Raw genomic sequence first — 24561 nt, forward strand, 5'->3', positions numbered from 1 at the left:
CATGATTTGACCGATCGGCTTCCCGGACGCAATCGGCTGGATTGCTCGGTCGCGCAGATTCCTCGGTCACTCGTCAAATTATGGATTGACGTACTTTTTTCTGCAATAGTACGGTGCGGACAATCGGCAGGAAAAGACCGAGGGAACAGGATCGGAGCCGCGAGACAGATCGCGCCGGGTCCAGCACAGAATTCGACGATCAACCCGAATGGGAGTCTGCCATGACCGCTACCAGCCCGCGGCGCCGTGCGCTCAAGGTCTCTTCAATCGCTCTCGGCCTCGCCATGGCGCTGTCGGCGCCGGCTGTCGCCGCCGACCTCGTCATTTCCAACTGGGACGGCTACATGGCGCCCGATGCCATGGCCGCCTTCAAGGCCGCGACCGGCGTTTCCGGCGAAGTGGTGGTGCACGCCACCAATGAAGAAATCATGGGCAAGCTCATCGCCGCCGGCGGCAAGGGCTATGACGTGGTCTTCGTCTCCTCGCCCTTTGCCGAGGTGCTGAACAAGCTTGGCCTGACCGAGCCGATGGACCACGCCAAGATCCCGAACCTCGCGAACCTCTACCCGGAAGCGACCAAGCTGCCGCACGATGTCGGCAACACTTTCTCCGTGCCTTACACCTGGGGCACGACGGGCCTTTGCTACCGCTCCGACCTGGTGAAGACCGCGCCCACGAGCTGGAGCGACCTGTTGGCGCCCTCCGATGCGTTGAAGGGCAAGACCACCATGCTGGCGACCGATCGCTGGCTGCTCGCCGCCGGCCAGCTCGACAAGGGGTTTTCCGTCAATGAGACCGACCCGGCCAAGATGGCCGAGGTCAAGGACCTCCTGATCTCGGCCAAGAAGACCCTGCTCGCCTATGACGACACCACCTTCTATTCCAAGCTGGTCTCGGGCGAGGCGCTGATGGTGCAGGCCTGGGACGGCTGGTGCAACTACGGCATCGCCGACAAGCCCGAGATCAAATACGTCATTCCCAAGGAGGGTTCGGACCTCTGGGTCGACACGATGGTGGTGATGAAGGCTTCCGCCAACAAGGACGCCGCCTTCCAGTTCATCAACTTCATGCTCGATGCCAAGAACCACGCCTGGGCGGCGCAGAACATCGACTACAAGGTGCCGAACAAGCCGGCGATGGAGAGCCTGCCGGCCGACTTCCTGGCCAAATTCCCCAACATGGCGATGCCGGTGGCCGACCTCGTCAAGTTCGAGCAGCTGCGTGACGTCGGCGAAGCCCAGCGCGACTATTCCAAGATCGTCAGCGAGATCAAGGCCGCGCAGTAGGCGGCCGACATTTCGGTTACTGGAATCAAGCTTGCGTTCCGTGGCGCCCCCCTCTGGCCTGCCGGCCATCTCCCCCTCAAGGGGGGAGATCAGCAGTTCTGATGTTCCGCTCGCCCTTAAGCATTGGAGATTGACGAAGGCGATGCCACAGCCAATCTCCCCCCTTGAGGGGGAGATGCCCGGCAGGGCAGAGGGGGGCGTTTCGTGAAACACCTCCCCTCCCGCTCCGCCCTCCTGATGACGCCGGCGCTGGTCTGGTTGACCGCGCTGATGGTGATTCCCTGCGCGCTGGTGCTGGCGCTCGCCTTCTTCCGGCGCGGTATCTATGGCGGCATCGACTACACTTTCACGCTGGAGAATTTCGGGCTGGTCTTCGACCCGCTCTATGCCGGCATCTTCCTCAAATCGGCGCGCATCGCCGGGACCGCGACCCTCATCGCGGTGGTGATCGGCTATGCCGCCGCCTACGCGATCGCGGCCGCGCCGCGCCGGTGGCAGCCAGTGTTCCTGTTCTTCGCCGTGCTGCCGTTCTGGTCCAACTATCTGATCCGCACCTATGCCTGGATCGTCCTGCTCAACCGCGAAGGGCTGATCACGCAGCTCTTGCGCTGGTTCGGTTACACCGGCGAGCCGCCATCGATGCTCTATACCGAAGGCGCCGTCATCGCCGGCCTGGTCTACAATTATTTGCCCTTCGTGATCCTCGCCTGCTACGCGCCGCTGTCGCGCCTCAACCCGGAACTCGCCGAGGCCTCGCGCGATCTTGGCGCCTCGGCCATGACCACGTTTCGTCGTATCATCCTGCCGCTGACCGTGCCCGGCATCGCCGCCGGCGCGGTCTTCGTCTTCGTGCTGTCGATCGGCAATTTCGTCACCCCGGCTCTGCTCGGCGGTGGCCGCTTCCAGATGATCGGCAACCTCGTCTACGACCAGTTCCTCACCGCCAATGACTGGCCCTTCGGCGCGGCGTTGGCCATGGCGCTGATCGCCATCATGCTTCTCGTGCTGATGGCACAGGCGCTCGCCGCCGACCGCGCCTCGGGGCGTGCGGCTGAGGCGAAAGGCAATTCCGATGGCTGAGCGCGGCGCAATCCTTGCCTTCTCCCCGTTCACGGGGAGAAGGTGCCCCGAAGGGGCGGATGAGGGGCGGCGCCAGTCTTTGCCATGCTCAGCGCTGCCCCTCATCTGCCTGCCGGCATCTTCTCCCCGTGAACNGCGGCGCCATGCCTTCGTAAGTTCGCGCTGCCCCTCATCTGCCTGCCGGCATCTTCTCCCCGTGAACGGGGAGAAGGACGCAGCTCGTTCACTCGACTCCAAGCAACCGGAGGTACGAGATGAATCAATCCTTTACCCGCACTCTCGGCATGCGGACGGTCCTCGTTCTCGTCTTCGCCTTCCTCTACATCCCGATCGCCGTCCTGGTAGCGCTGTCCTTCAACGAGGGCGGTCTGCCGACGGCATGGTCGGGCTTTTCGCTGAAATGGTATGTCTCGCTGTCCGGCAATTCCGCGATCCTGTCCGCCGCGCTCAACACGCTGATCGTGGCGCTGGTCTCGACAGCCATCGCCACCTTGCTCGGCACGCTGCTGGCGATCGGCGTCGAGATGCGCCGGCAATATGGCAAGGGGCTCGAAGCGCTGATCTTCGCACCGATGATCATCCCCGACATCGTGCTGGCGATCGCGCTGCTGTCGTTCTTTTCCATGCTCAACCTGACCATGGGCCTGCACACCATCATCCTCGCCCATGTCGTCTTCAACCTCGCCTTCGTCTGCTCCGTGGTACGGGCAAGACTGAAGAGTTTCGACTGGTCGATCGTCGAAGCCTCAGCCGACCTCGGCGCCTCCGCGCTCACCACCTTCCGGCGCGTGACCTTGCCGGTCATCCTGCCAGCGGTGGTCGCCGGAGCCCTGCTTGCCTTCACGCTGTCGGTCGACGAGTTCATCATCGCCTTCTTCACCGCCGGCGCCGGACGCGCCTCGACGACATTGCCAATGCAGATCTACGCCATGATTCGCTTCGGCATCACGCCGGAGATCAACGCGCTGGCCACCATCGTCATGGCGGTCTCGATCACCGCGCTCACCCTGTCGCAGCGGCTCAACCGTGGGATTATCGGCCAATGAGCGAACCGCGCACGCTGCTGGCCATCGATCATGTGTCGAAGAATTTTGGCCGCGTCACCGCCGTCGATGGCATCTCGCTCGATATCCGCGAGAACGAGTTCTTCGCGCTGCTCGGGCCCTCCGGGTGCGGCAAGACCACGCTGCTACGCATGCTGGCCGGCTTCGAGACGCCAAATGGCGGCCGTATCCTGCTCGACGGCCGCGACATTGCCCGCACCCCACCCAACAAGCGGCCGGTCAACCTGATGTTCCAGTCCTACGCGCTGTTCCCGCACATGAGTGTTCGGGCCAATGTGTCCTATGGCCTGGAGATGGAGCGTTTGCCGGCTGGAGAAATCCGCTCCCGGGTCGACGCCATTCTGGCAACCACCGAACTCGTCCCCTTCGCCGACCGCAAGCCGGAGCAATTGTCCGGCGGCCAGAAGCAGCGCGTCGCGCTCGCCCGTGCCCTGGTCAAGCGGCCAAGGCTGCTGCTGCTCGACGAGCCGCTCGGCGCGCTCGACAAGAAGCTGCGCGGCGCCATGCAATTGGAATTGAAGCGCCTGCAGCACGAGGTCGGCATCACTTTCGTCATCGTCACCCACGACCAGGAGGAATCGCTTGTCATGGCCGACCGCATGGCGGTGCTGAAGGACGGCAAGCTGCTGCAATGCGACACGCCGCATACGATCTACGAGCATCCGGCGGATCGCTTCGTCGCCGATTTCATCGGCGTGATGAATTTCGTGCCGGGCAAGGCCGCCGCCGACGGCGTGATGGCCGCGAATGGTTCGCGCATCGCCGGCAAACTTCCGGCAGCGCTTTCGACCGGTGCATCGGCGGTGGCCTCGGTGCGGCCCGAACGCATCCGACTGTTCCCGTCAGCAGACACCGCCAACCGCACCACCGGAACGGTCGAGGCGCTGGCCTATCAAGGGCTCGACTTGCAGCTGCATGTCCGCACGCCGCTGTCGTCCAAACCGTTCCTGGTGCGTGTCACCGCAGACGCCGCCGATCGCCGGCCGGTTTCGTCAGGCGACCAGGTCGAACTCGGCTGGGACGCCGCCGACGTCAGAATTTTTGCAGAATAACAGGAGAAGCCTGATGGCGCAGAAGACGATCGCGTTTTTTCCAGAAGCCGCCTACGGCCCGGCGCTCAATTCCGTCGGCATCGCGCAAGCCGTCGAGGCGCGCGGCCACAGAGCCGTGTTCCTGTCCGATCCCGGCTTCGTCGACGTCTACAAGGTCTACGGCTTCGAGGCGCATCCGGTGAACCTGTCCGAGCCGATGCCGCCAGAGCAGATGGCGAAATTCTGGGAGGATTTCATCAACGGCCACATCCCGAATTTCCGCAAATCGCCCTACGACCAGGTCGACAATTACGTCAAGGATTGCTGGACCGCGATCGTCGACAGCGCTAAATGGGCGCAGAAGGACCTGCCGCGCGTCCTGGCTGAGATCAAGCCTGATGTCATCTGCGTCGACAACGTCATCCTGTTCCCGGCGATCAAGCAGTACGGCAGGCCGTGGGTGCGGGTCATCTCCTGTTCGGAAAACGAGATCGAGGACGAGGACATCCCGCCCCATCTCTCAGGCTGCGGCGAGAACGACCATGCCGGACACCAGCGCTACCGCGATCATTTCAACGCAGTGATCAAGCCGATCCATGACGACTTCAACGCCTTCCTCACCGCCAACAACGAGGCGCCCTATCCGATCGGCCAGTTCTTCGAGGCCTCGCCCCATCTGAACCTGCTGCTTTATCCCGAGGCGGCCAAGTTCAGGCGCCGCCATCCGCTCGACCCGGTGAAATTCCAGTATCTCGAAGGCTGCGTGCGCCAGGAGAAGCCCTATACGGTGCCGACCTTCGCGAAGAACAATGACGGGCCGCTGCTCTACGTCTCCTTCGGCAGCCTCGGCGCCGGCGATGTCGAGCTGTTGAAGCGCATCATCGCGACGCTGGGCAACACACGCTACCGCGCGCTGGTCAATGTCGGCGGCTACAAGGACCAGTACACGGACGTGCCCGGCAACGTCATCGTCGACAGCTGGTTTCCGCAGCCCTCGGTCATCCCGCAGGTCGATGCCGTTATTCACCATGGCGGCAACAACTCGTTCACCGAGTGCCTCTATTTCGGCAGACCGGCGATCATCATGCCTTATGTCTGGGACGGCCACGACAACGCCACCCGCGTCGAGGAAACCGGCCACGGCTTCGGCATGCCGCGCTACGACTGGACCCATGCGGAGCTGGTCGCAAAGATCGAGGCTTGCCTGACCGATCCGGCCATGAAAGCGAAGCTGGCGAAAACATCCACGCAGATGCACGCGCAGAACGGGCCTGAGAAGGCGGCGGGGTTGCTGGAGGCGCTGCTGTGATCGAGATGATTGATATGCCGAGCCAAGGCGCCCCCCTCTGGCCTGCCGGCCATCTCCCCCTCAAGGGGGGAGATCGGCTGTCACCATTGGTTTCGCCAATCACGAAGGTCGTAAGGAATGCGCCGCCGCAGAAACTGCCAATCTCCCCCCTTGAGGGGGAGATGTCCGGCAGGACAGAGGGGGGCCTCGTAGAGCGGCAACGGATCGCGTTTGATTATGGAGCACAGCCATGACCTCCTCCGCCCCGCACCTCCACCAAGCCTCCACCCGGACCGACCTCGTCGACTGGGGCATTCAGTCGGATGCGCTGGCAGGCACTTCGCACTCCACCGGCAAACTCCTGCACAAGGGGCCCAACAACCAGCCGGAATCCGGCATCTGGGTGTGCACGCCTGGCCGCTGGCGGCTCTCGATCCCGCGCGACGAATTGTGCCATTTCGTCGCCGGCCACGCGACCTACCGCTCGGATGTCGGCGAAATGATAGAAGTCTCGGCCGGGACCGTGGTCATGTTCCCCGCCGGCTGGACGGGCGAATGCACGGTGCATGAGACCATGCGCAACGTCTACATGCTGGCGTGAAAGCATGATCCCGAACCGAAGGACCGCGACAGCGAAAAGTGGGAACCGGTTTTCGGACAAGATCATGCTCAAGCAAGAATCCGCTGCACAGGAGCAAGACATGCCGACACCGCATTGGCCGAAGGCCTCGACCGTGGAACTGGAGGATTGGGGCGCGGGCGCCAACACGCTCGCTGGCGCGCCGCGCGCGTCGGGCAGGATCCTGTCGCAAAACCCGGACGGATCGAGCGAATGCGGCTTGTGGTCCTGCACGCCGGGCACCCGCAAGGTGACCTTTGCGTCGGACGAGTTCTGCCACTTCCTGTCGGGGCACGGCAGCTATGTCCATGATAACGGAGAACAGATTCCGATCGAGGCCGGCACGCTGGTGTTCTTTCCCGCCGGCTGGGCCGGCATTTCCATCATCACCCAAACGTTGACCAAGGCTTTCATGTGCCGCTGAGCACTCTTTCGAGGACATCCCTATGACCACGCCAATCATGCAATCGCCGCTCGCCGTCACCGACCTCGTCGACTGGGGCGTCATCCCGACCATGATCGAGGGGCAATCCCACACCTCGGGCAAGCTGCTCTACAAAGGGCCGGAAGGCCGCTCCGAATGCGGTCTATGGGTCTGCACACCAGGCAAATGGCACTGCCATGTGACCCGCGACGAATTCTGCCACTTCCTCGAAGGAAGCTGCACCTATGTGCATGAATCCGGCGAGGTCATCGAGATCGAGCCGGACACGGCGGCCTTCTTCCCGCAGGACTGGAAGGGCGTCTGCACCGTCCATGAGACGATCAAGAAGGTCTACATGATCCGCTGATCGGATCCGAGAGGATGTCCATGAACTTCTCCCCTGACCGGCCGACCTTCTTCGTCAATCCGGACTACCGGCCGATGGCCGGCGCGTCAAAACCGGTGATCGACCCCGCGACGCTGGAAACCGTCGGCGCGATCGCTGCGGCCAGCGATGGCGAGATCGACGCCGTGCTCACCGCCGTGACCACGGCGCAGGCCGCCTGGAAGAAGCTCGACTCCAAAAGCAGGGCCAAGCACCTGCACGCCGTCGCCAATGCCATCGAGGCGGCCGACTTCACCCGCTGCGCCGAGCTGATGGTGCGCGAGATGGGCAAGCCCTATCCGGAAGCCATCGGCGAGATAGCCAATTGCGCGCCGATCTTCCGCTACTATGCCGAGATGGCGCGCGACGATGCCGGCAAGATCGCCGGCACGACGCAGGCCGGTTCGTTCCAATATGCGCGCTACGAACCTTACGGCGTGTCCGTCCACATCATGCCCTACAATTTCCCGATCCTGCTGATGTGCTGGACGGTGGCGGCTTCGCTCGCCGCCGGCAACGCCTGCATCATCAAGCCGGCCGAGGCGACGACGCTGTCGACGCTGGACTACATGACCGTGTTCCGCGCGCTGCCCGAAGGCCTGGTCTCCTGCCTGCCCGGCGGAGCGGCCACGGCGCAGGCGCTGATTGCCTCCGACCGCACCCATGCCGTTGCCTTCACCGGCTCGGTCGCCGCCGGCAAGGCCGTCGCGGTCGCCTGCGCCGAGCGCATGAAGCCTTGTGTCATCGAGGCGGGCGGCAGTGACCCGCTGATCATCAGCGAACACGCCCCGCTGGAGGTCGCGGCAGCCGGCAGCGTCACTGCGGCCTTCCACCTCACCGGCCAGGTCTGCACCTCGGCAGAGCGCTTCTTCGTCGTCGACGCCGTTCATGATCGCTTCGTCGCGCTTTTCGCCGAACGGACGCGCGCGCTGCGCATCGGCAACGGCATGGACAAGACCGAGATCGGCCCGCTGGTCAGCGAGGCCGCTCGCACCAAGGTCATGCGGCTGGTCGACGATGCCATCCGCAACGGCGCCACCGCAGTCACCGGCGGGCGCATCCCGCCGGCGCACAACACCGGCTGGTTCTACGAACCGACGATCCTGACCGGCGTCACCCCGGAGATGGCGATCGTGCGCGAAGAATGCTTTGGCCCGGTCGCCGCGATCTGCCGGGTGAAAGATTTCGACGAGGCGATCCGGCTCGCCAACGACAGCCCGTTTGGGCTTGGCGCTTCCGTCTTCACCACCGATCTCGCCGAAGCACATGAGGCCGCCGAACGGCTCGAGGCCGGCATGGTCTGGGTCAACAATCCGCTGATCGACAACGACGCCCTGCCCTTCGGCGGCTGGAAGGCTTCCGGCCTCGGCCGCGAGCTCGGACGCCAGGGGCTCGATGCCTTCCGCCGCTCCAAGATGGTCATCATCGACCACAAGCCCGTGATCCAGGAATGGTGGTACCCCTACCCCGACAGTTGGTTCCGCGAGGCCGGCGGCCGCAAGCACGTGTGAGAGCTACGGCGTGGCAAGGGCGCGCCAGGCCCATGTACGTCTCGATCGCTTCGACCAATACCCGTGAGACCAGGGCAGGCGCGCGGACGAAACCGCTCATCGACCGCCGTGTGATCAGCCCGTCGCGCCGGCCTCCCAGGAGCCGGTCTCAGCCATCGCTTTAAGCCGCGGGGCCGGCTTGAACACATCCTTGCCGGTCCGCTGGTGCCAATGCTCGAGCCGCTCGACGATCCTGGCCGCGCCTTCGAGGCCCGCCCAGAACATCGGGCCGCCCTTGCCGATTGGAAAACCGTAGCCATTGACCCAGACGACATCGATGTCGGATGCACGGGCAGCTATGCCTTCCTCGAGAATCTTCGCGCCCTCGTTGACCAACGGATAAAGCGTGCGCTCGATGATTTCGTCCGCACCGATCGCGCGCGGTTCGATGCCGCGCTCGGCCGCCTTGTCGCGGATTAGCGCCTCCACCTCGGGATCGGGAATGCCTGACCGCGCGCCGGTCTCATAGAGATAGAAGCCTCGGCCGGTCTTCTGGCCGAAGCGCCCTTGCTCGCACAGCGTGTCGGCGATGACGGCCGTCTGGCCGCGCGCCTTGCGGTTGCGCCAGCCAATGTCGAGGCCGGCGAGATCGCCCATCTGGAACGGCCCCATCGGCCAGCCGAAATCGGTGAAGGCCTTGTCGATCTGGCTGGGTGTCGCACCCTCCAGGAGAAGCGCTTCCGACTCCGAACCCCGTGCCGCCAGCATGCGGTTGCCGACGAAGCCGTGGCAAACGCCGACGACGACGGCCACCTTGCCGATCCGCCGCGCCAGGTCGACGACGGTCGCCAGCGCATCCGGCGCGGTCTTGTCGGCCCGCACGATTTCCAGCAGCTTCATGACATTGGCCGGCGAAAAGAAATGCAGGCCGACCATGTCCTGCGGCCGCGAGACCGAGGCGGCGATTTCGTCGATATCAAGATAGGAGGTGTTGGTGGCGAGTATCGCGCCCGGCCTGGCCACCGCATCGAGCTTGCCGAACACCTCCTTCTTCACCGCCATGTCCTCGAACACCGCCTCGACGATCAGGTCGCAGCCTGCGAGGTCGGCATAGTCGGTGGAGCCCTTGAACTGGGCGAGCCGCTGACGCTTGGCGTCCTCGGTAAGGGAACCGCGCGAAACGGAGACGGCATAGTTCTTCTCGATCGTGCCCAGCCCGCGTTGCAGCGCTTCCTCGCTGGTCTCCAGCAAGGTGACCGAAAAACCGCCATTGGCGAAGGCCATGGCGATGCCGCCGCCCATCGTGCCGGCGCCGATGACGCCGACACGCGCGATCCTGCGCTTAACGATGTCCTTGCCGGGAACCTTTGCCGCCTCACGTTCGGCGAAGAACAGGTGCCGCTGCGCGCGCGACTGATCGCTGGCGACCAGTCCAGCGAACAGCGCCCGTTCCGCCGCCAGCGCTTCGTCGAAGGGCAGCGTGACGGCATTGCGCACCGCTTGCGCGCAGGCGATCGGCGCCTCGAGGCCCCGCGCCTTCCTGGCAAGATCGGCCACTTCGGCATCGAAGGCCGCCAGGTCGGTTTCCTTGAGGCGGTCATCGCGATCACGCACCGGCGTGAAGGGACCACCCTTGCGGGCCAACTCCCGGGCAAAGTTCACGGCATGTGTAGCTAGATCGCCTTCGAAGACGGCATCGACGAGACCGGCAGCATGCGCCTCCTCCNCTCCTCCGCGCCGATCGGCGTGCCCGAGACGATCATCTTCAATGCCTTCACCGGGCCGACCAGGCGCGGCAGCCGCACTGTGCCACCGCCACCCGGCAAGAGGCCTAGCTTCACTTCGGGAAGGCCAAGCCTGGCGTGCGCATCGGCCACACGGAAATGGCAGCCGAGCGCCAGTTCCAGGCCACCGCCGAGCGCGGTGCCGTGGATGGCGGCAACGGTCGGCTTGGCGATGGTTTCCAGCATGGCGACGATAGCGCGCAACTCCGGCGGCTGCATCGGCTTGCCGAACTCCGTGATGTCGGCGCCGGCGACGAACGTCCGGCCGGCGCAGGCGATGACGATTGCCGCGACCGAAACATCGTCGCGCAGGGCAACCAGCGCCTGCATCAGCGGTTCGCGGACGTGAAAACTCAGCGCGTTGACCGGTGGATTGTCGATGGTGACGACGGCGACATCATTGTCCCTGGTGACGCTGACAAAACTGGACAAGCTGAACCTCCCGAGACCGGCTGCGATCGGGAGGGTTTACTAGGCCGCGCCGCGAATGGGAACCGCGCGTCGCACTGGCACAATGCTTGTACGGAAGGGCTGTAGGGCGGCGAAGGCGCGAAATACTACCGAACCGCCCTCTCCCCACCCGCCGCCGTGATCACGCCAACGATAATCAGCCCCGTCAGCAGCAGCCGCACGCCGGCACTGACCCCAAAGGTGTTGAGCATGGTCAGCAGAAGTACCAAAAACAGCGCCGCGCCCCAGACGCCCGGCACATTGGCCTTGCCGCCGGCGACCGACGTGCCGCCGATGACCACCACGGCAATCGAGGCCAGCAGATATTCGTTGCCGATATCGACATTGGCGCCGCGGAAATAGCCGGCGAGCAGCGCGCCGTCGATGCCGCCGAGCGTGCCCGACAGCGTGTAGGTGAGGAAACGGATGCGGCCGACATTGACGCCGGCGAGCCAGGCGGCGCGGATGTTCTGGCCGATCGCCAGCACCGAGCGGCCATAGATCATGCGCTGCAGCGCAATGGCCGCACCGATGGTGAACAGCACGGTGAGGATCGCCAGCACCGGAACGCCCAGGATCTGCCAGTTGGCGAAATTGGCGAAGCCCGGCGGCGGCTTGATCTGCAGCCCGCGCCCATAGCTGATGTCGATCGACTGGATGATAAAGCTTGCCGACAGCGTGGCGATGATCGGTGGGATGCGCAGCGCCCAGATCAGCAGATAGTTGGCCGCGCCGATCGCCGCCCCGCAGGCGAGCGCCGCCAGCAGGCCGACCACGATCATGGAATCGCTGCCGCCCATCACCTTCATGGCGACCGCGCTGGCAAGACCGATATTGGCCGGCAGCGACAGGTCGACATTGCCCGGGCCGAGCGTGATGACGAACATCTGGCCGACACCGACGATGACCGTGAACACGGCGAGCGACAGCGCCGCCGTGACCATGCCGCCACCGCCATAGCCGCCGGTGAAGGCGATCGTCGCCAGCCACACCACGAGCGCGCCGACGAACGACCAGATCCAGGGTTTGCCGGCCAGCGATTTCACCAATGCCATCGCTTACCTCTCCCTGCGGCTGATCAGCACCCGCGCCGCCAGCACGATGATCAGGATGGCGCCGTTGGCGGCCACCTGCCAGTCGGGCGGAATGTGCATGAAGGTGAGCAGCGGCGAAGCGGCCAGCGCCAGCGTCAGCGCGCCGATCACCGCGCCGATCGGCGACACCCGGCCGCCGACGAACTCGCCGCCGCCGAGGATGACGCCGGCGATCGCCAGCAGCGTGTAGCCATTGCCGATATTGGCATCGGCCGAGGTGGCGATGCCGATCAGCGCCATGCCGGACAGCACGCCGAACAGGCCGGCCAGCGCGAACAGCACGATCTTGGTCTTGAGCAGCGACCAGCCGGCGCGCTTGAGCGCAGCCGGATTGCCGCCGGAGCCGCGCAGGATCACGCCATAGGAGGTCCGCATCAGGCCGAAATGGACGATGAGCCCGATCAGCAGTGCCGCGATGATCGGAAACGGCACGAAGGGCGGCTTGAAGGACATGATCGCCAGCAGCCAGTCCGGCGCCTTGCCGCCCGGCTTGGGCAGCACGAGAATGGCCAGCCCCTGCCAGACGAAGCTCATGCCGAGCGTCACCACGATCGACGGCAAATTGCGCAGATGGATCAGCGCCCCGAGCAGCGCATAGATGCCGATCGAGCCGAGCAGTATGGCGACGCCGATCAGCGGAGCATCCTTCAGCCAGGTCGCGGTGACGCAGCCGACGAAACCGACGAAGGTGCCGATCGACAGGTCGAGCTCGTTGCCCGCGATGACGAACATCTGCGCGATCGTCGCCAGCGCGATCGGGATCGCCAGGTTCAGCATCAGGCTGAAGCCGAAATAGCTGATGGCGCGCGGGTTGAGCCAGGCGATGGCGATGAGCACCAGCGCCAGCGACAGCGCCGGCAGCAACCCGCGCAGCAGGCGCGCGCGTGCCGCGCTGCCGCGCGCCGCGGACGCCTTGAGACCGTTTTCGAGTGTCGCCGCCGTCATCTCAGGCCGCATCGCCGAAGGAGGACTGGATGATCTTCTCTTCGGTCAGCTCGTCGCGGCGCAGATTGGCGACGATGCGGCCGTTCTTGAAGACGTAGATGTGATCGCAATTGTCGAGCTCTTCGGTTTCGGTCGTGTACCAGAGGAAAGTGCGGCCGCGGCCGGCCTCTTCGCGCACGAGGTCGTAGACTTCGAGCTTGGTGCCGATGTCGACGCCGCGCATCGGGTCGTCCATCAGCACGATCTGTGCATCCGAGCCGAGGGCGCGGGCAAACAGCGCCTTCTGCTGGTTGCCGCCCGACAGCGAAAAGATGTTGTTGTTCATGTCCGGCGTACGAATGCCGATCTTCTTTTGCCAGGACCGCGCCAGTTCGGCCTCGCGTTGCGGCGAAATCAAAAGCCCGTTGCGCAGGCGTGCAAGCGAACCGATGCCGATATTCTCAGCGATTGACCATTGCGGAAAGATGCCGTCCGACTGGCGGTCGCCGGCCACCAGCGCCACCGGCGCCGTCACTTCGATACCCTTCTTGGCGCGTGAGGCCGCACTGAAGATCGACAGCAGCAGGTCGGTCTGCCCGTGTCCGGCCAGCCCGGCAAGGCCGATGATTTCGCCGGCACGGGCGACAAGGTCGGTGCCGTCCTTCTGCGCGGCGGGCCGCGCCTGCACCCGCAGCGGACTGGCTTCGGGCTTTGCGGCAGCGGCTTGCGCCGCGATCTTGCGGCGCGCCTCCGCCCCGCCCATCACCGTCACCAGCCGGTCGCGATCGAAGGCATCCGCCGCGTCCGACGCCACCACCTTGCCGTCGCGCATCACCACGATGCGGTCGGCATTGCGCAGCACCTCGCCCAGAACATGCGAGATCAGGATGCAGCTTTTGCCGCCCGCCACGAAACGGCGCACGAAGGCGAGCAGCTGGCCGGCCGTATGCGCGTCGAGCGAGGATGTCGGTTCGTCGAGGATGACGAGGTCGAGCCGGTCTTGCGTGACCGTGAAGGCACGGGCGACCTCGACCATCTGGCGCCGGCCGATCGACAGGTCGGCAACGATATCCGATGCCGAAATGCTGTGGCCGGGAAAAATCTCGTCGAGCTTGGCCGAGATCAGCTCGGCCGCCTTGCGCCGCCAGCCGAAGCCGGTGAGCGAAGCGTGGTTGATGCGCGTGTTCTCGGCGACGCTGAGATTGGGGCACAGCGACAGTTCCTGGAACACGCAGCGTATGCCGAGCTGCTGCGCGCGCGACACCGAGTAGCTGTCCTCGACGGCGCCATGCACGCCGATCTTGCCGCTGTCGGGCGTCAACGTGCCCGCCACCATGTGCATGAGCGTCGATTTGCCGGCGCCATTGTGGCCGACCAGGCCGACGCACTCGCCGGGCCCGACATGGAAATCCACCCCGCCCAGCGCGCGAACGGCGCCGAATTGTTTTTCGGCGCCGTTCAGTCTGATGATGTCGGCGTTCCCTTCAGGCATGCTCAACAATATCCGCTCGCCAGTATGGACGCCAACGCCGCATTCACTTGATGTTGGCTTTGATGGCCGCCGCCGCTTCTTCCTGCGTGTATTCGTGGGTGGCGACGCCGCCCTCCTTGATCTTCGGCAGGGCTGCCTCGAAATCGTCCTGGGTGAAGGCCAGATAGGGCACCAGGAGATCGTGCGGAATATCCTTGCGGCCGTCGAGCACCTGCTGCGCCACCCAGAAAGCGAGCGTCGACACACCTGGCGCGATCGAGGCCGACCAGGTCTGGTAGCCGTCCTTCTCCTTCTGTTCCTTCCACCACTTCAGCTCGTCCTGCCGGTTACCCATGATGATGGTCGGGCGCGGCTTGTTGGCGGCGGCGAAGGCTTGCGCGGCGCCATAGCCGTCACCGCCCTGGTCGACGATGCCGACGACATCCGGCAGCGACGGCAGGATGGTCGCCACCGCCTTCTGCGCAGTGGTCTGATCCCAGTCGCCGGTCACCGAACCGACGATCTTGAACTCGGGATGGGCGGCGACGCCTTCGAGGATGCCGGCATGGATGGCATCGTCGATCGACGTGCCGGCCAGGCCGCGTATTTCCAGCAGGTTCCCGCCCTTGGGCTGGAACTTGGCCATCTGCTCGACTTCCTGCTTGCCCATGTCCTTGAAGTCGACCACGACGCGGTAGGCGCAAGGCTCGGTGACGATGCCGTCAAAGGAGACGACGACGATGCCGGCGTCGCAGGCCTGCTTGATGGCGCCGTTGAGCGCGTCGGGCGAAGCCGCGTTGATGACGATGGCGTCGTAGCCCTGCAGGATCAGGTTCTGCACCTGGGCTGCCTGCGTCGGCACTTCCTTGTCGGCGGTGGTGAAGATGTCGGCGGCGCCGACGACCTTGTCGTCGACCGCCTTCTTGGTGACGATGCCATAGCTGTCGAGCATCGCCTGCCGCCATGAATTGCCGGCGTAATTGTTGGAGAATGCGATCTTCTTGCCGCTGGTGTCGGCAAGTGCCGTGCCGACGGTGAGCACCGCTGCGAGCGTGCCGAGGACAAATAGCTTCTTCATGTCGTACTCCTCCCGAGAGTTGCTGGTCTTGAGGGCTGTTGGTGACTATCGCGCTTGCGTACCTGTTTTTTATCTATTGTCAGACAAAAGTGCAGAAGGCCGGCGGGCTGTCAACTGCAATCAGCGGGGCGTGCCGATCAACTTGCGGTGCAATGATTGAAATGGCTCCGGGTCCTGTCTAGGGAGTGGGTCAGGAGACCGAAACAGAATGCAAGTGACGCCAAAAATTGCCCAGGGCGCCCCGGGAATTCCGGCGCGCTGGACGTCAAGCGCCAAGAGTGGCGTCGGCACTTCGCTTTCGCCGGCCGGCCAGATCTGGTTCACCATCAGCCACGGCACCCTCAACGAAATCTACTATCCGCGGCTCGACAGCGCCTGCACCCGCGACCTCGGCCTGCTCGTCACCGGTCCCGACGGCTATTTCTCGGAGGAAAAGCGCGATGCCGCGCACGCCATCGAGCCGTTCGAGGACGGCGTGCCGGCCTACAGGCTGGTCAACACCGCCAACGATGGCGCCTACCGCATCGAAAAGCGCATCCTTGCCGACCCGGCCCGCGCCGCACTGCTACAGGAAATTACCTTCACGCCGCTCAAGGGCTCGGCTGGCGACTACCGCATCTACGCCTTGCTGGCGCCGCATCTGGTCAATGCCGGCATGGGCAACACCGCCTGGATCGGCGCCCACGACGGAAAATCCATGCTGTTCGCCTCGGGGCGCGGCTCTTGTCTGGCATTGGCTTCGTCGCTGCCCTGGCGAGACTGTTCGGCTGGCTATGTCGGCTTCTCCGACGGCTGGCAGCAACTGACCCATGCCGGCAAGCTCGATCCAGCCTGCCAGCGCGCCGAGAACGGCAATGTCGCGCTGACCGGCGAGATCGGCTTCACATCGGCCAGGACAAAGGCCGTGCTGGCGCTGGGTTTTGGCGCGACACCGGATGAGGCCGCGGAAAACGCCTTCGCCAGCCTGAAGCGAGGTTTTGAGCCGGCAGCAAAGTCCTGCGTCCAGAACTGGCGCAAATGGCAGGCCGGGCTGCTGCCTCTGGACCGGCGAGCGGCGTCCGGGGTCAACAGCTATCGAACCAGCACCGCTGTCCTGGCGACGCACCGCTCGATCGCGGCGCCGGGCGCGACGGTCGCCAGCCTGTCCATCCCCTGGGGCTTCGACAAGGGTGACGACGACCTCGGCGGCTACCATCTGGTCTGGCCGCGCGACCTGGTCGAGACGGCGGGCGGATTTCTCGCGGCAGGCGATGCCGCCTCGGCGCTGCAGATCCTCGACTATCTCAGCTCCATCCAGCAGCCGGACGGTCATTGGCCGCAGAACGCCTGGCTCGACGGATCCGCCTATTGGCCCGGCATCCAGATGGACGAATGCGCCTTTCCGCTGCTGCTGGCCGATGCCTTGCACCGTGCCGGGCACCTGCCACGTACCAGGCTCGCCGCCTTCCAGCCGATGATCGAGCGCGCCGCAACCTATGTCGTGCGCAACGGACCCGTCACCGGCGAGGACCGCTGGGAAGAAGACGCCGGCTACAGCCCGTTCACGCTCGCCGTCGAGATCGCCGCATTGCTTGCCGCCGCCGATCTGCTTGACGCCTGCGGCAAGGCGGACGCGGCAACCTATCTGCGCGAGACCGCGGACGTCTGGAATGACCAGGTCGAGCGCTGGACCTATGTCACCGCCACGGCCACCTGCGAGGTGGCCGGCGTCGACGGCTACTATGTCCGCATCGCGCCACCTGACAGCGCCGAGGCCGGCTCGCCGAAGGACGGCTTTGTCCCGATCAAGAACCGGCCACCTGGCGATACCGATCGGCCGGCGCAAGAGATCGTCAGCCCGGATGCGCTGGCGCTGGTCCGCTTTGGCCTCCGGGCAGCCGACGATCCGCGCATCGTCGACACCGTCAAGGTCATCGACGCGCAATTGCGCTGCGCATTGCCGCAAGGGCCGCTCTGGTACCGCTACAATGGCGACGGCTATGGCGAGCACGAAGATGGCTCGCCCTTCGACGGCACCGGCCAGGGCCGGCCGTGGCCGCTGCTCGCCGGCGAGCGCGCTCACTACGAGCTGGCGGCGGGCCGCAAGGACAAGGCCGCCGGCCTGCTCGACACGCTGGAACGATCCGCCGGAACGGGTGGCCTGTTGCCGGAACAGGTCTGGGACGGCCCCGACATGCCCGAGCGCGAACTGCTGCGCGGCAGGCCATCGGGCAGCGCCATGCCGCGGCGCGGTCTTCGACATGCCGCCGCAAGGCGTGAAGCGCTACATCGAGGACAGGACCGTATCGCCGTTCAGGACATGGCGCTTCAACAACAAGATCCGCACGCTGCCTGGGGGCAAGACGTTGCGTGTCGAGCTGCTGGCTCCGGCCACGGTGCATTGGAGCATCGACAACTGGACGACCGCCCAGGACAGCAAGACCGAAGAGAATGCTTTCGGCATCCATGTTGTCGATCTGCCTGTCGCCCTGCCCAGCGGAAGCACGCTGACCTTCACTTTTTTCTGGCCCGGGACCGGCGATTGGGAGAATGTCGACTTCTCCGTCACATCAGGCGAGCAGGATAGTCGCTAAAATCCTTCCTCGACAAACCCCAAATCTCCAGCAAACAGGGACGAAACCATGCAGATCGGAATGATGGGACTGGGCCGGATGGGCGCCAACATGGTCCGCCGCCTGATGCGCGACGGCCATGAATGCGTCGTCTACGACATCAACCCCGCCAGCGTCGCGGCCCTGGTCGGCGACGGCGCCCTTGGGGCCGCCTCGATGGCGGAATTCGTCGGCAAGCTCGCCAAGCCGCGCTGCGTCTGGCTGATGCTGCCGGCCGTCATCACCGGCAAGATCATCGATCAGGTCGCGGCCCTGATGGAGCCCGGCGACATCGTCATCGACGGCGGCAATTCCTACTATCACGACGCCGTCGACCAGGCCGCCAAACTGGCCGCCAAGGGTATCCATCTCGTCGATGTCGGCACCAGCGGCGGTGTCTGGGGCCTGGAGCGCGGCTACTGCCTGATGATCGGCGGCCCCGACGTCGCGGTGCAGCACCTCGATTCGGTCTTCGCCACGCTGGCACCGGGCGCCGATGCCGGCACGCCTGCCCCCGACAAGGCTGCCGGCACGGCACCGTTCGGTTACCTGCATTGCGGGCCGAGCGGCGCGGGCCACTTCGTCAAGATGGTGCACAATGGCATCGAATATGGCGTCATGGCCGCTTATGCCGAAGGCATGAACATCCTGAAATCGGCCAATGCCGGCAAGCGGCAGCGCACCGCCGACGCCGAGACCAGCCCGCTGGAAAACCCGCAATACTACCAGTTCGACATCGACCTTCCCCAGGTCGCCGAGGTCTGGCGCCATGGCAGCGTCATCGGCTCCTGGCTGCTCGATCTCACCGCCGGCGCGCTGAAGAGCGATCCGGGCCTGGCGCAGTTCGGCGGCCGGGTCTCGGATTCCGGCGAGGGCCGCTGGACGCTGAAGGCGGCGATCGACACCGGCGTGCCGGCGCCGGTGCTGTCCTCGGCGCTGTTCGACCGCTTCTCCTCGCAAGGCGAATCCGAGTTCTCCGACAAGCTGTTGTCCGCCATGCGCTATGCCTTCGGCGGCCATGTCGAGAAGCCGAAGGCCGGCAAGTGACGGCGGCAGGGGAGACGCAGGCATGAGCCAGGAACGGTCCGACACGCTGGTGCTCTTCGGGGCGACAGGCGACCTCGCCCACAAGAAGATATTTCCGGCGCTTTACCAGATGGTCGCCAAGGGCACGCTCACCGAACCGGTGATCGGCGTGGCCTTCGACGCTTGGGATTTGAAGCAGTTGCAGGCCCGCGTCCGCGACGGCATCATCAACGCGCTCGGCAAGATCGACGAAAAGATCTTCGCCAAATTCGCCAATTTGCTGCGCTATGTCAGCGGCGACTACCGCGACGGCGCGACCTTCGAAAAACTGAAGAGCGCACTCGGCAGCGCCCAGCGGCCGCTGCACTACATGGCGGTGCCGCCGACCATGTTCGAGACCGTCGTGCAAGGGCTGGAGCAGTCGGGCACGGCACACGGCGCGCGGCTGATGGTGGAAAAGCCCTTCGGGCACGATTTGCAGTCGGCGCGCTGGCTGAACCGGGTGCTGCACCTGGTGTTCGACGAACAGTCGATCTTCCGCATCGACCACTATCTCGGCAAGGAAGCGATCCAGAACCTGCTCTATTTCCGCTTCGCCAATTCGCTGCTCGAGCCGATCTGGAACCGCAACTACGTCGAAAGCGTGCAGATCACCATGGCCGAGGATTTCGGCGTCGAAGGGCGCGGCCGCTTCTATGACGACGTCGGCTGCATCAGGGACGTCATCGAGAACCATCTGCTCAACATTCTCTTGCTGCTGGCCATGGAGCCGCCCGTCGGCCGCTCGGCCGACGACCTGATCGACGAAAAGGTGCAGGTGCTGCGGGCGATCAGGACGCTGACGAAGGACGATGTCGTGCGCGGCCAGTTCACCGGCTATCTGGCGGAGCCCGGCGTGGCGCCGAACTCGCCGGTCGAGACCTTCGCGGCAGTGCGTTTCTTCGTCGACACATGGCGCTGGCAGGACGTGCCGTTCTTCATCCGCGCCGGCAAGAACATGCCGGTGCATGTCACCGAGGTGGTGGTGCGGCTGAAGCGGCCGCCGCTCGACGTCTTCGACCCGATCAAGCCCGCCGACCAGAACTACGTGCGCTTCCGCATCGACCCGCAGGTGGTGATCGCCATCGGCGCGCAGCGCAAGGCGCCCGGCGACGACATGGTCGGCGAGCAGGTGGAACTCACCGCGCTCGACGACAGCAAGGGCGACATGCCGCCTTATGAAAGGCTGATCGGCGACGCCATGAACGGCAATGGCCAGCTCTTCACGCGCCAGGACGCGGCCGAGCTTGCCTGGCGCATCGTCGGCCCGGTGCTCGGCGACACCACCCCGCCGCACCTTTACGAGCCCAGGACATGGGGACCGGCGGACGCCATGGCCGACTTCGGTCCGCCAAATGGCTGGATCGACCCGATAGCATGAGCGGAGGGGAAGCGATGGCCAAGGCGGCAAAGCAGAAGGCTGCGGACACCGGCAAGATCGTGCTTTCGATCGATATCGGAGGCTCGCACGTCAAGATCCTGACCAGCGCCGGCGGAGCGGAACGTCTGGCCGATTCGGGCCCGGACCTGACACCACGACAGATGATCGACGTGGTGAAAAAGCTCGCCGAGGGCCTGTCCTACGACGTCATCTCGATGGGCTATCCAGGCCCGGTGCGTCACAACAAGCCGGTGCTCGACCCCATGAACCTCGGCAAGGGTTGGGCCGGCTTCGATTTCGCCACGCAGTTCGGCAAGCCGGTCAAGGTGGTCAATGATGCGCTCATGCAGGCCATCGGCAGCTATGAAGGCGGGCGCATGCTTTTCCTGGGCCTCGGCACCGGCCTCGGCGCGGCGATGGTCCTCGACAATGTCGGCCAGCCGATGGAACTCGCCCATCTTCCTTACAGGAAAGGCAGGAGCTTCGAGGACTATGTCGGCGAACGCGGCCTGAAAATGCACGGCAAGAAGAAGTGGCGCAAATATGTGTTCGACGTCGTCGGCCGGCTCCGCGCCGCCTTGCAGCCCGACTATATCGTCATCGGCGGCGGCAATGTCGACAAGCTCGACGAGCTGCCCACCGACAGCAGGCGCGGCGACAACACACGCGCTTTCGAAGGCGGGTTTCGTCTGTGGCGAGACGAGGCCTTGATCGTCTGATATTATTACGTTTTAGTATAGTTGTTCAAAATCACGTGTGACGCCACGTCAGTCATTGCATTAAGCAGATTTGCCGACTAGGAGTTTCGCCGAACTACACTGCGGCGCGACCGAAGGGTCCACGAAAGTCGCTTCAGCACTTAGGGTTCGCGCACTGTCCTTTCGAAAACGAGCCCGATTTTCGAGGCTGCGCGCCATAGACGGAGGAAAGATTGACCGACGATAGCAACGACGCTCGCAAAGACATCGACCTTCTCGAGCTGACCGCTCATATTGTGTCCGCCTACGTCGAGAAGAACCGCTTGCCCGCCTCCGGCCTGGCCGACCTCATTGCCAGCGTCGCCACCTCGATCAGCAGCCTCGGCAAGCCGGCCGTTCCGGTGGCGGCACCCCTGGTCCCCGCGGTCAACCCCAAGAAGTCGGTGATGCCGGATTTCATCATCTGCCTCGAGGACGGCAAGAAGTTCAAATCGCTGAAGCGCCATCTCGGCGTGCATTTCGGCCTGAGCCCGGACGCCTATCGCGCCAAATGGGGTCTGCCGTCGGACTACCCGATGGTCGCCCCCAACTACGCCGCCTCGCGTTCGCTGCTGGCGAAGTCGATCGGCCTTGGCCGCAAGGCGGCCGTAGTGGCGCCCGTCAAGGGCAAGGCCCGGAAGGCCAAGGTTTCGGCCTGACCATTCAAAGCTGAGCCAATCGTTAGGACGACTGGAACAGAAGCCTGCCGGCGAATTCGCCTTGGCAGGCTTCATGTTTTTGTGGCTTGGATAGGCCAGACAGGGTGATCTGGGGGATGCCATGAACTACACTAGGATGGTGATCGAGAAAGAGGCGCCGGAAGAGTACGGCTACGACCGTATCCGCTATAATCTCTCCGAAAGTTCGATCGCCGACCAGAAGCTCTCCGAAATCGGCCTGTCGCTGCCCGACCTGACGCTTTTCTATGGCGAGCATCGCGGCGATAGGGACTTGCGTGCGCTGATCGCGGCTCAGGATGCCGGCGTTTCGCCCGATGATGTGCTGGTCACCGCCGGCGCCGCCGGCGCGCTGTTCATCATCTCGACCGCGCTTCTGTCGGCCGACGATCACCTCGTCGTCGTCAGACCAAATTACGCCACCAACATCGAAACCCCCAGGGCGATCGGCTGCGCCATCGGCTTTGTCGACCTCGCCTTCGACGACGGCTTTGCCATCGATGTCGAGGCCGTCAAGGCGGCGATGCGGCCAAACACGAAGCTGATCAGCGTCACCTGCCCGCACAATCCGACCGGCACGATGATGAGCCGCGCCGAACTCGACGCACTGGTGGCTTTGGCCGAAGCCGGCAACTGCCATTTGCTGGTCGACGAGACCTATCGCGATCTCTCCTATGGCAGGCGGCTGCCGTCGGCGGCCTCGCTGAGCCGGAAGGCCATCAGTGTCTCGTCGCTGTCGAAAGCCTTCGGCATTCCCGGCATCCGTATCGGCTGGCTGATCACCAGGGATGCGGCCCTTCAGGAGATGTTCCTTGCCGCCAAGGAGCAGATCGGCATCTGCGGCAGCGTCATCGACGAAGGTATCGCACGCGGCATGCTGGAGCGCCGGGACGCCTTCCTGGCGACGCTGCTGCCCGAAATGGCAGGGCGACGCGACATCGTCCAGGCCTGGATCGACCACGAGCCGCTGATCGACTGGGTGCGGCCCGAAGGCGGTGTCGTCGGCTTCCCGCGCCTCAATGTCGAACCCGGCTTCGACCTCGACCGGTTCTATGTGAACCTGCTGGAAAACCACGGCACCTATGTCGGACCCGGTCACTGGTTCGAGATGCCGAAGCGCTTCTTCCGGGTCGGTTTCGGCTGGCCGACCGAGGCCGAGTTGAGGGGTGGACTCGATGCCATTTCGGCCGCGCTGCGACGGTAACTTCCTTGTGCGATGGATCGACCAAGGTGAAAGTCCCTTGATCCAGGCGTGATTTTAACGCATATGCCCGCCGAACTTTGATAAGTTTCATTGATCGGAACAGCGCCCATCCGGGAAGTGCCCCGCCGGTCAATGTCATAGCAACGGGGCCTCACTCGATGACATCCCTACAAACTTCCCCGGAGCAGCGTTACGCCGCGTTCCGGCACAAAGCCTTCCTCAGCTATTGGACGGCGCGCTTCCTCACCACCTTCGCCACCATGATCGTGTCCGTCGCCGTCGGCTGGCAGATCTATGATTTGACGCGCGATCCCTTCGATCTCGGCATTGTCGGTATCGTCCAGTTCCTGCCGTCGCTGCTTTTGGTGCTGGTCACCGGCGTCGTCGCGGATCGCTTCGGCCGCCGCCTGATCATGGCCTTGGCAACGGTGGTCGAGGCAAGCTGTGCGCTCGTTCTCCTGTACTTCACGCTGCGCGGCCTTGTCAGTCCGCTGCCGATCTTCGTCGTTCTGGCGCTGTTCGGCATGGCGCGCGCCTTTTACGGACCGGCCTCCTCGTCGCTGTTCGCCAATCTGGTGCCGCCGGAAGATTTCGGCAACGCGATTGCGTGGAACTCGTCCGCCTGGCAGACGGCGACGATCGTCGGCCCGATCGCCGGCGGCCTGCTCTATGGCGTCTCGCCGGAAGCCGCCTACGCCGTCGCCTCCGCGCTGATGCTGGTGGCGGGCCTGCTGATCTTCACCATTCCCAAGCCCGCCCAGCAGACCGCAACCGACAAGCCGACGATGGAAACGCTGTTTGCCGGCTTCCGCTACATCTGGAGCGAGAAGATCGTGCTCGGCGCCATCTCGCTCGACCTCTTCGCCGTGCTCCTGTCCGGCGCCTCGGCGCTGCTGCCGGTCTATGCGCGCGATATCCTTGAACTCGGCCCCTGGGGCCTCGGCCTGTTGCGCTCGGCGCCCGGCATCGGCGCCATCTGCGTTGCGGTCTGGCTGGCCGGGCACCCGCTTCGCGACAATGCCGGCAAGATCATGCTCGGCTTCGTCGCCGCATTCGGCGCCTGCACCGTGCTGTTCGGCCTGTCGACCATCACCTGGCTGTCCATCGTCGCCCTTGCCTTGCTGGGCGCCACCGACATGTTCAGTGTCTACATCAGGGAAACGCTGATCCAGTTGTGGACGCCGGACGAAGTGCGCGGCCGCGTCAACGCCGTCAACCAGGTCTTCGTCGGCGCCTCCAACGAGGTCGGCGAATTCCGTGCGGGCACCATGGCGGCATTGATCGGCACCGTTCCGGCGGTGGTGATCGGCGGCGTCGGCGCCATCGCCGTTGCCGGCCTGTGGGCGTATCTGTTCCCGCAATTGCGCAGGGTTCGCCACCTCAACGGGCGAAACTGACGCGCGCTAACCGTCGGCAAGATTCGTCACCCTGTCACAGG

At 64.7% G+C, this 24561-nt stretch carries 20 protein-coding genes and 1 pseudogene; 16 read left to right on the plus strand and 5 right to left on the minus strand.

Going from position 1 to position 24561, the window contains the following annotated elements:
• Positions 1 to 221 precede the first annotated feature (221 nt).
• From X741_RS148035 to X741_RS147995, 9 genes are all read left to right on the plus strand, one after another.
• The gene (locus X741_RS148035) at positions 222 to 1286 is read left to right on the plus strand and encodes a spermidine/putrescine ABC transporter substrate-binding protein (RefSeq protein ID WP_023778834.1); all 1065 of its coding nucleotides are present in this window, start codon (positions 222 to 224) and stop codon (positions 1284 to 1286) included.
• 237 nt (positions 1287 to 1523) lie between these two features.
• The gene (locus X741_RS148030) at positions 1524 to 2366 is read left to right on the plus strand and encodes an ABC transporter permease (protein ID WP_031250220.1); all 843 of its coding nucleotides are present in this window, start codon (positions 1524 to 1526) and stop codon (positions 2364 to 2366) included.
• Between the two features lie 254 nt (positions 2367 to 2620).
• Entirely contained in the window at positions 2621 to 3412 is a 792-nt protein-coding gene (locus tag X741_RS148025) for an ABC transporter permease (protein ID WP_023778836.1), read from the plus strand.
• Positions 3409 to 4482 (plus strand): ABC transporter ATP-binding protein, encoded by a 1074-nt coding sequence (locus X741_RS148020; RefSeq protein WP_023778837.1) that lies wholly within the window; start codon positions 3409 to 3411, stop codon positions 4480 to 4482. The genes X741_RS148025 and X741_RS148020 overlap by 4 nt, the downstream gene beginning before the upstream one ends.
• A 13-nt stretch (positions 4483 to 4495) precedes the next feature.
• Complete coding sequence (locus X741_RS148015; RefSeq protein WP_023778838.1) at positions 4496 to 5770, plus strand: glycosyltransferase; 1275 nt, start codon at positions 4496 to 4498, stop codon at positions 5768 to 5770.
• A 229-nt stretch (positions 5771 to 5999) separates the two neighbouring features.
• Positions 6000 to 6350: a cupin domain-containing protein gene (locus X741_RS148010; protein WP_023765963.1), complete on the plus strand. Its 351-nt coding sequence runs from the start codon at positions 6000 to 6002 to the stop codon at positions 6348 to 6350.
• Between the two features lie 100 nt (positions 6351 to 6450).
• Positions 6451 to 6792 carry a cupin domain-containing protein gene (locus tag X741_RS148005; protein WP_023778839.1) on the plus strand — a complete coding sequence of 114 codons (342 nt, stop codon included), beginning with the start codon at positions 6451 to 6453 and terminating at the stop codon, positions 6790 to 6792.
• A gap of 22 nt (positions 6793 to 6814) precedes the next feature.
• Positions 6815 to 7159 (plus strand): cupin domain-containing protein, encoded by a 345-nt coding sequence (locus X741_RS148000; RefSeq protein ID WP_013892333.1) that lies wholly within the window; start codon positions 6815 to 6817, stop codon positions 7157 to 7159.
• Between the two features lie 20 nt (positions 7160 to 7179).
• Positions 7180 to 8688 carry an aldehyde dehydrogenase family protein gene (locus X741_RS147995; RefSeq protein WP_023778840.1) on the plus strand — a complete coding sequence of 503 codons (1509 nt, stop codon included), beginning with the start codon at positions 7180 to 7182 and terminating at the stop codon, positions 8686 to 8688.
• 114 nt (positions 8689 to 8802) lie between these two features.
• Here the strand turns inward: X741_RS147995 and X741_RS01000000166925 are convergent.
• The 5 genes and pseudogenes from X741_RS01000000166925 to X741_RS147975 all read right to left on the minus strand — a co-directional run bounded on the left by X741_RS01000000166925 (position 8803) and on the right by X741_RS147975 (position 15468).
• Positions 8803 to 10883, minus strand: a pseudogene (locus X741_RS01000000166925) (3-hydroxyacyl-CoA dehydrogenase NAD-binding domain-containing protein).
• Between the two features lie 125 nt (positions 10884 to 11008).
• A complete protein-coding gene (locus X741_RS147990; protein WP_023778841.1) occupies positions 11009 to 11956 on the minus strand; it encodes an ABC transporter permease in 948 nt (315 codons plus the stop codon).
• Between the two features lie 3 nt (positions 11957 to 11959).
• Positions 11960 to 12940 (minus strand): ABC transporter permease, encoded by a 981-nt coding sequence (locus X741_RS147985; RefSeq protein ID WP_023778842.1) that lies wholly within the window; start codon positions 12938 to 12940, stop codon positions 11960 to 11962.
• Between the two features lies 1 nt (position 12941).
• Positions 12942 to 14411, minus strand: coding sequence for a sugar ABC transporter ATP-binding protein (locus tag X741_RS147980; protein WP_023778843.1), 1470 nt, complete (start codon positions 14409 to 14411; stop codon positions 12942 to 12944).
• A 43-nt stretch (positions 14412 to 14454) separates the two neighbouring features.
• Positions 14455 to 15468, minus strand: coding sequence for an ABC transporter substrate-binding protein (locus tag X741_RS147975; RefSeq protein ID WP_023778844.1), 1014 nt, complete (start codon positions 15466 to 15468; stop codon positions 14455 to 14457).
• Positions 15469 to 15676: 208 nt separating this feature from the next.
• Here X741_RS147975 and X741_RS01000000166930 point away from each other — a divergent pair, with 208 nt between their 5' ends.
• The 7 genes from X741_RS01000000166930 to X741_RS147945 all read left to right on the plus strand — a co-directional run bounded on the left by X741_RS01000000166930 (position 15677) and on the right by X741_RS147945 (position 24520).
• On the plus strand, positions 15677 to 18034 hold the full coding sequence (locus X741_RS01000000166930) for a glucan 1,4-alpha-glucosidase (RefSeq protein ID WP_245272745.1): 2358 nt from the start codon (positions 15677 to 15679) through the stop codon (positions 18032 to 18034).
• Between the two features lie 55 nt (positions 18035 to 18089).
• On the plus strand, positions 18090 to 19106 hold the full coding sequence (gene gnd, locus X741_RS147970; protein ID WP_023778845.1) for a phosphogluconate dehydrogenase (NAD(+)-dependent, decarboxylating): 1017 nt from the start codon (positions 18090 to 18092) through the stop codon (positions 19104 to 19106).
• A gap of 22 nt (positions 19107 to 19128) precedes the next feature.
• Positions 19129 to 20505, plus strand: coding sequence for a glucose-6-phosphate dehydrogenase (zwf, locus tag X741_RS147965; protein ID WP_023778846.1), 1377 nt, complete (start codon positions 19129 to 19131; stop codon positions 20503 to 20505).
• 14 nt (positions 20506 to 20519) lie between these two features.
• Complete coding sequence (locus X741_RS147960; RefSeq protein ID WP_023778847.1) at positions 20520 to 21224, plus strand: ROK family protein; 705 nt, start codon at positions 20520 to 20522, stop codon at positions 21222 to 21224.
• A 212-nt stretch (positions 21225 to 21436) separates the two neighbouring features.
• Positions 21437 to 21901, plus strand: a complete 465-nt coding sequence (locus tag X741_RS147955; protein ID WP_013892322.1) for a MucR family transcriptional regulator — start codon at positions 21437 to 21439, stop codon at positions 21899 to 21901.
• A 121-nt stretch (positions 21902 to 22022) separates the two neighbouring features.
• Positions 22023 to 23123, plus strand: coding sequence for an aminotransferase class I/II-fold pyridoxal phosphate-dependent enzyme (locus tag X741_RS147950; protein ID WP_023778848.1), 1101 nt, complete (start codon positions 22023 to 22025; stop codon positions 23121 to 23123).
• A gap of 158 nt (positions 23124 to 23281) precedes the next feature.
• Positions 23282 to 24520, plus strand: a complete 1239-nt coding sequence (locus X741_RS147945; RefSeq protein ID WP_023778849.1) for an MFS transporter — start codon at positions 23282 to 23284, stop codon at positions 24518 to 24520.
• Positions 24521 to 24561: the final 41 nt, after the last annotated feature.

Origin of the sequence: Mesorhizobium sp. LNHC221B00, assembly GCF_000502935.1 — a bacterium.
In the GTDB taxonomy this organism is placed as follows: domain Bacteria; phylum Pseudomonadota; class Alphaproteobacteria; order Rhizobiales; family Rhizobiaceae; genus Mesorhizobium; species Mesorhizobium opportunistum.

Bases quoted from the DNA above. Each gene is read 5' to 3' on its own strand.
- X741_RS148015 (WP_023778838.1), top strand. From the start codon at position 4,496: ATGGCGCAGAAGACGATCGCGTTTTTTCCAGAAGCCGCCTACGGCCCG.
- X741_RS148010 (WP_023765963.1), top strand. From the start codon at position 6,000: ATGACCTCCTCCGCCCCGCACCTCCACCAAGCCTCCACCCGGACCGAC.
- X741_RS148000 (WP_013892333.1), top strand. From the start codon at position 6,815: ATGACCACGCCAATCATGCAATCGCCGCTCGCCGTCACCGACCTCGTC.
- gnd (WP_023778845.1), top strand. From the start codon at position 18,090: ATGCAGATCGGAATGATGGGACTGGGCCGGATGGGCGCCAACATGGTC.
- zwf (WP_023778846.1), top strand. From the start codon at position 19,129: ATGAGCCAGGAACGGTCCGACACGCTGGTGCTCTTCGGGGCGACAGGC.
- X741_RS148025 (WP_023778836.1), top strand. From the start codon at position 2,621: ATGAATCAATCCTTTACCCGCACTCTCGGCATGCGGACGGTCCTCGTT.
- X741_RS147975 (WP_023778844.1), bottom strand. From the start codon at position 15,468: ATGAAGAAGCTATTTGTCCTCGGCACGCTCGCAGCGGTGCTCACCGTC.
- X741_RS148020 (WP_023778837.1), top strand. From the start codon at position 3,409: ATGAGCGAACCGCGCACGCTGCTGGCCATCGATCATGTGTCGAAGAAT.
- X741_RS147980 (WP_023778843.1), bottom strand. From the start codon at position 14,411: ATGCCTGAAGGGAACGCCGACATCATCAGACTGAACGGCGCCGAAAAA.
- X741_RS147960 (WP_023778847.1), top strand. From the start codon at position 20,520: ATGGCCAAGGCGGCAAAGCAGAAGGCTGCGGACACCGGCAAGATCGTG.
- X741_RS148030 (WP_031250220.1), top strand. From the start codon at position 1,524: ATGACGCCGGCGCTGGTCTGGTTGACCGCGCTGATGGTGATTCCCTGC.
- X741_RS147995 (WP_023778840.1), top strand. From the start codon at position 7,180: ATGAACTTCTCCCCTGACCGGCCGACCTTCTTCGTCAATCCGGACTAC.
- X741_RS148005 (WP_023778839.1), top strand. From the start codon at position 6,451: ATGCCGACACCGCATTGGCCGAAGGCCTCGACCGTGGAACTGGAGGAT.
- X741_RS147985 (WP_023778842.1), bottom strand. From the start codon at position 12,940: ATGACGGCGGCGACACTCGAAAACGGTCTCAAGGCGTCCGCGGCGCGC.
- X741_RS148035 (WP_023778834.1), top strand. From the start codon at position 222: ATGACCGCTACCAGCCCGCGGCGCCGTGCGCTCAAGGTCTCTTCAATC.
- X741_RS147945 (WP_023778849.1), top strand. From the start codon at position 23,282: ATGACATCCCTACAAACTTCCCCGGAGCAGCGTTACGCCGCGTTCCGG.
- X741_RS147950 (WP_023778848.1), top strand. From the start codon at position 22,023: ATGAACTACACTAGGATGGTGATCGAGAAAGAGGCGCCGGAAGAGTAC.
- X741_RS01000000166930 (WP_245272745.1), top strand. From the start codon at position 15,677: ATGCAAGTGACGCCAAAAATTGCCCAGGGCGCCCCGGGAATTCCGGCG.
- X741_RS147990 (WP_023778841.1), bottom strand. From the start codon at position 11,956: ATGGCATTGGTGAAATCGCTGGCCGGCAAACCCTGGATCTGGTCGTTC.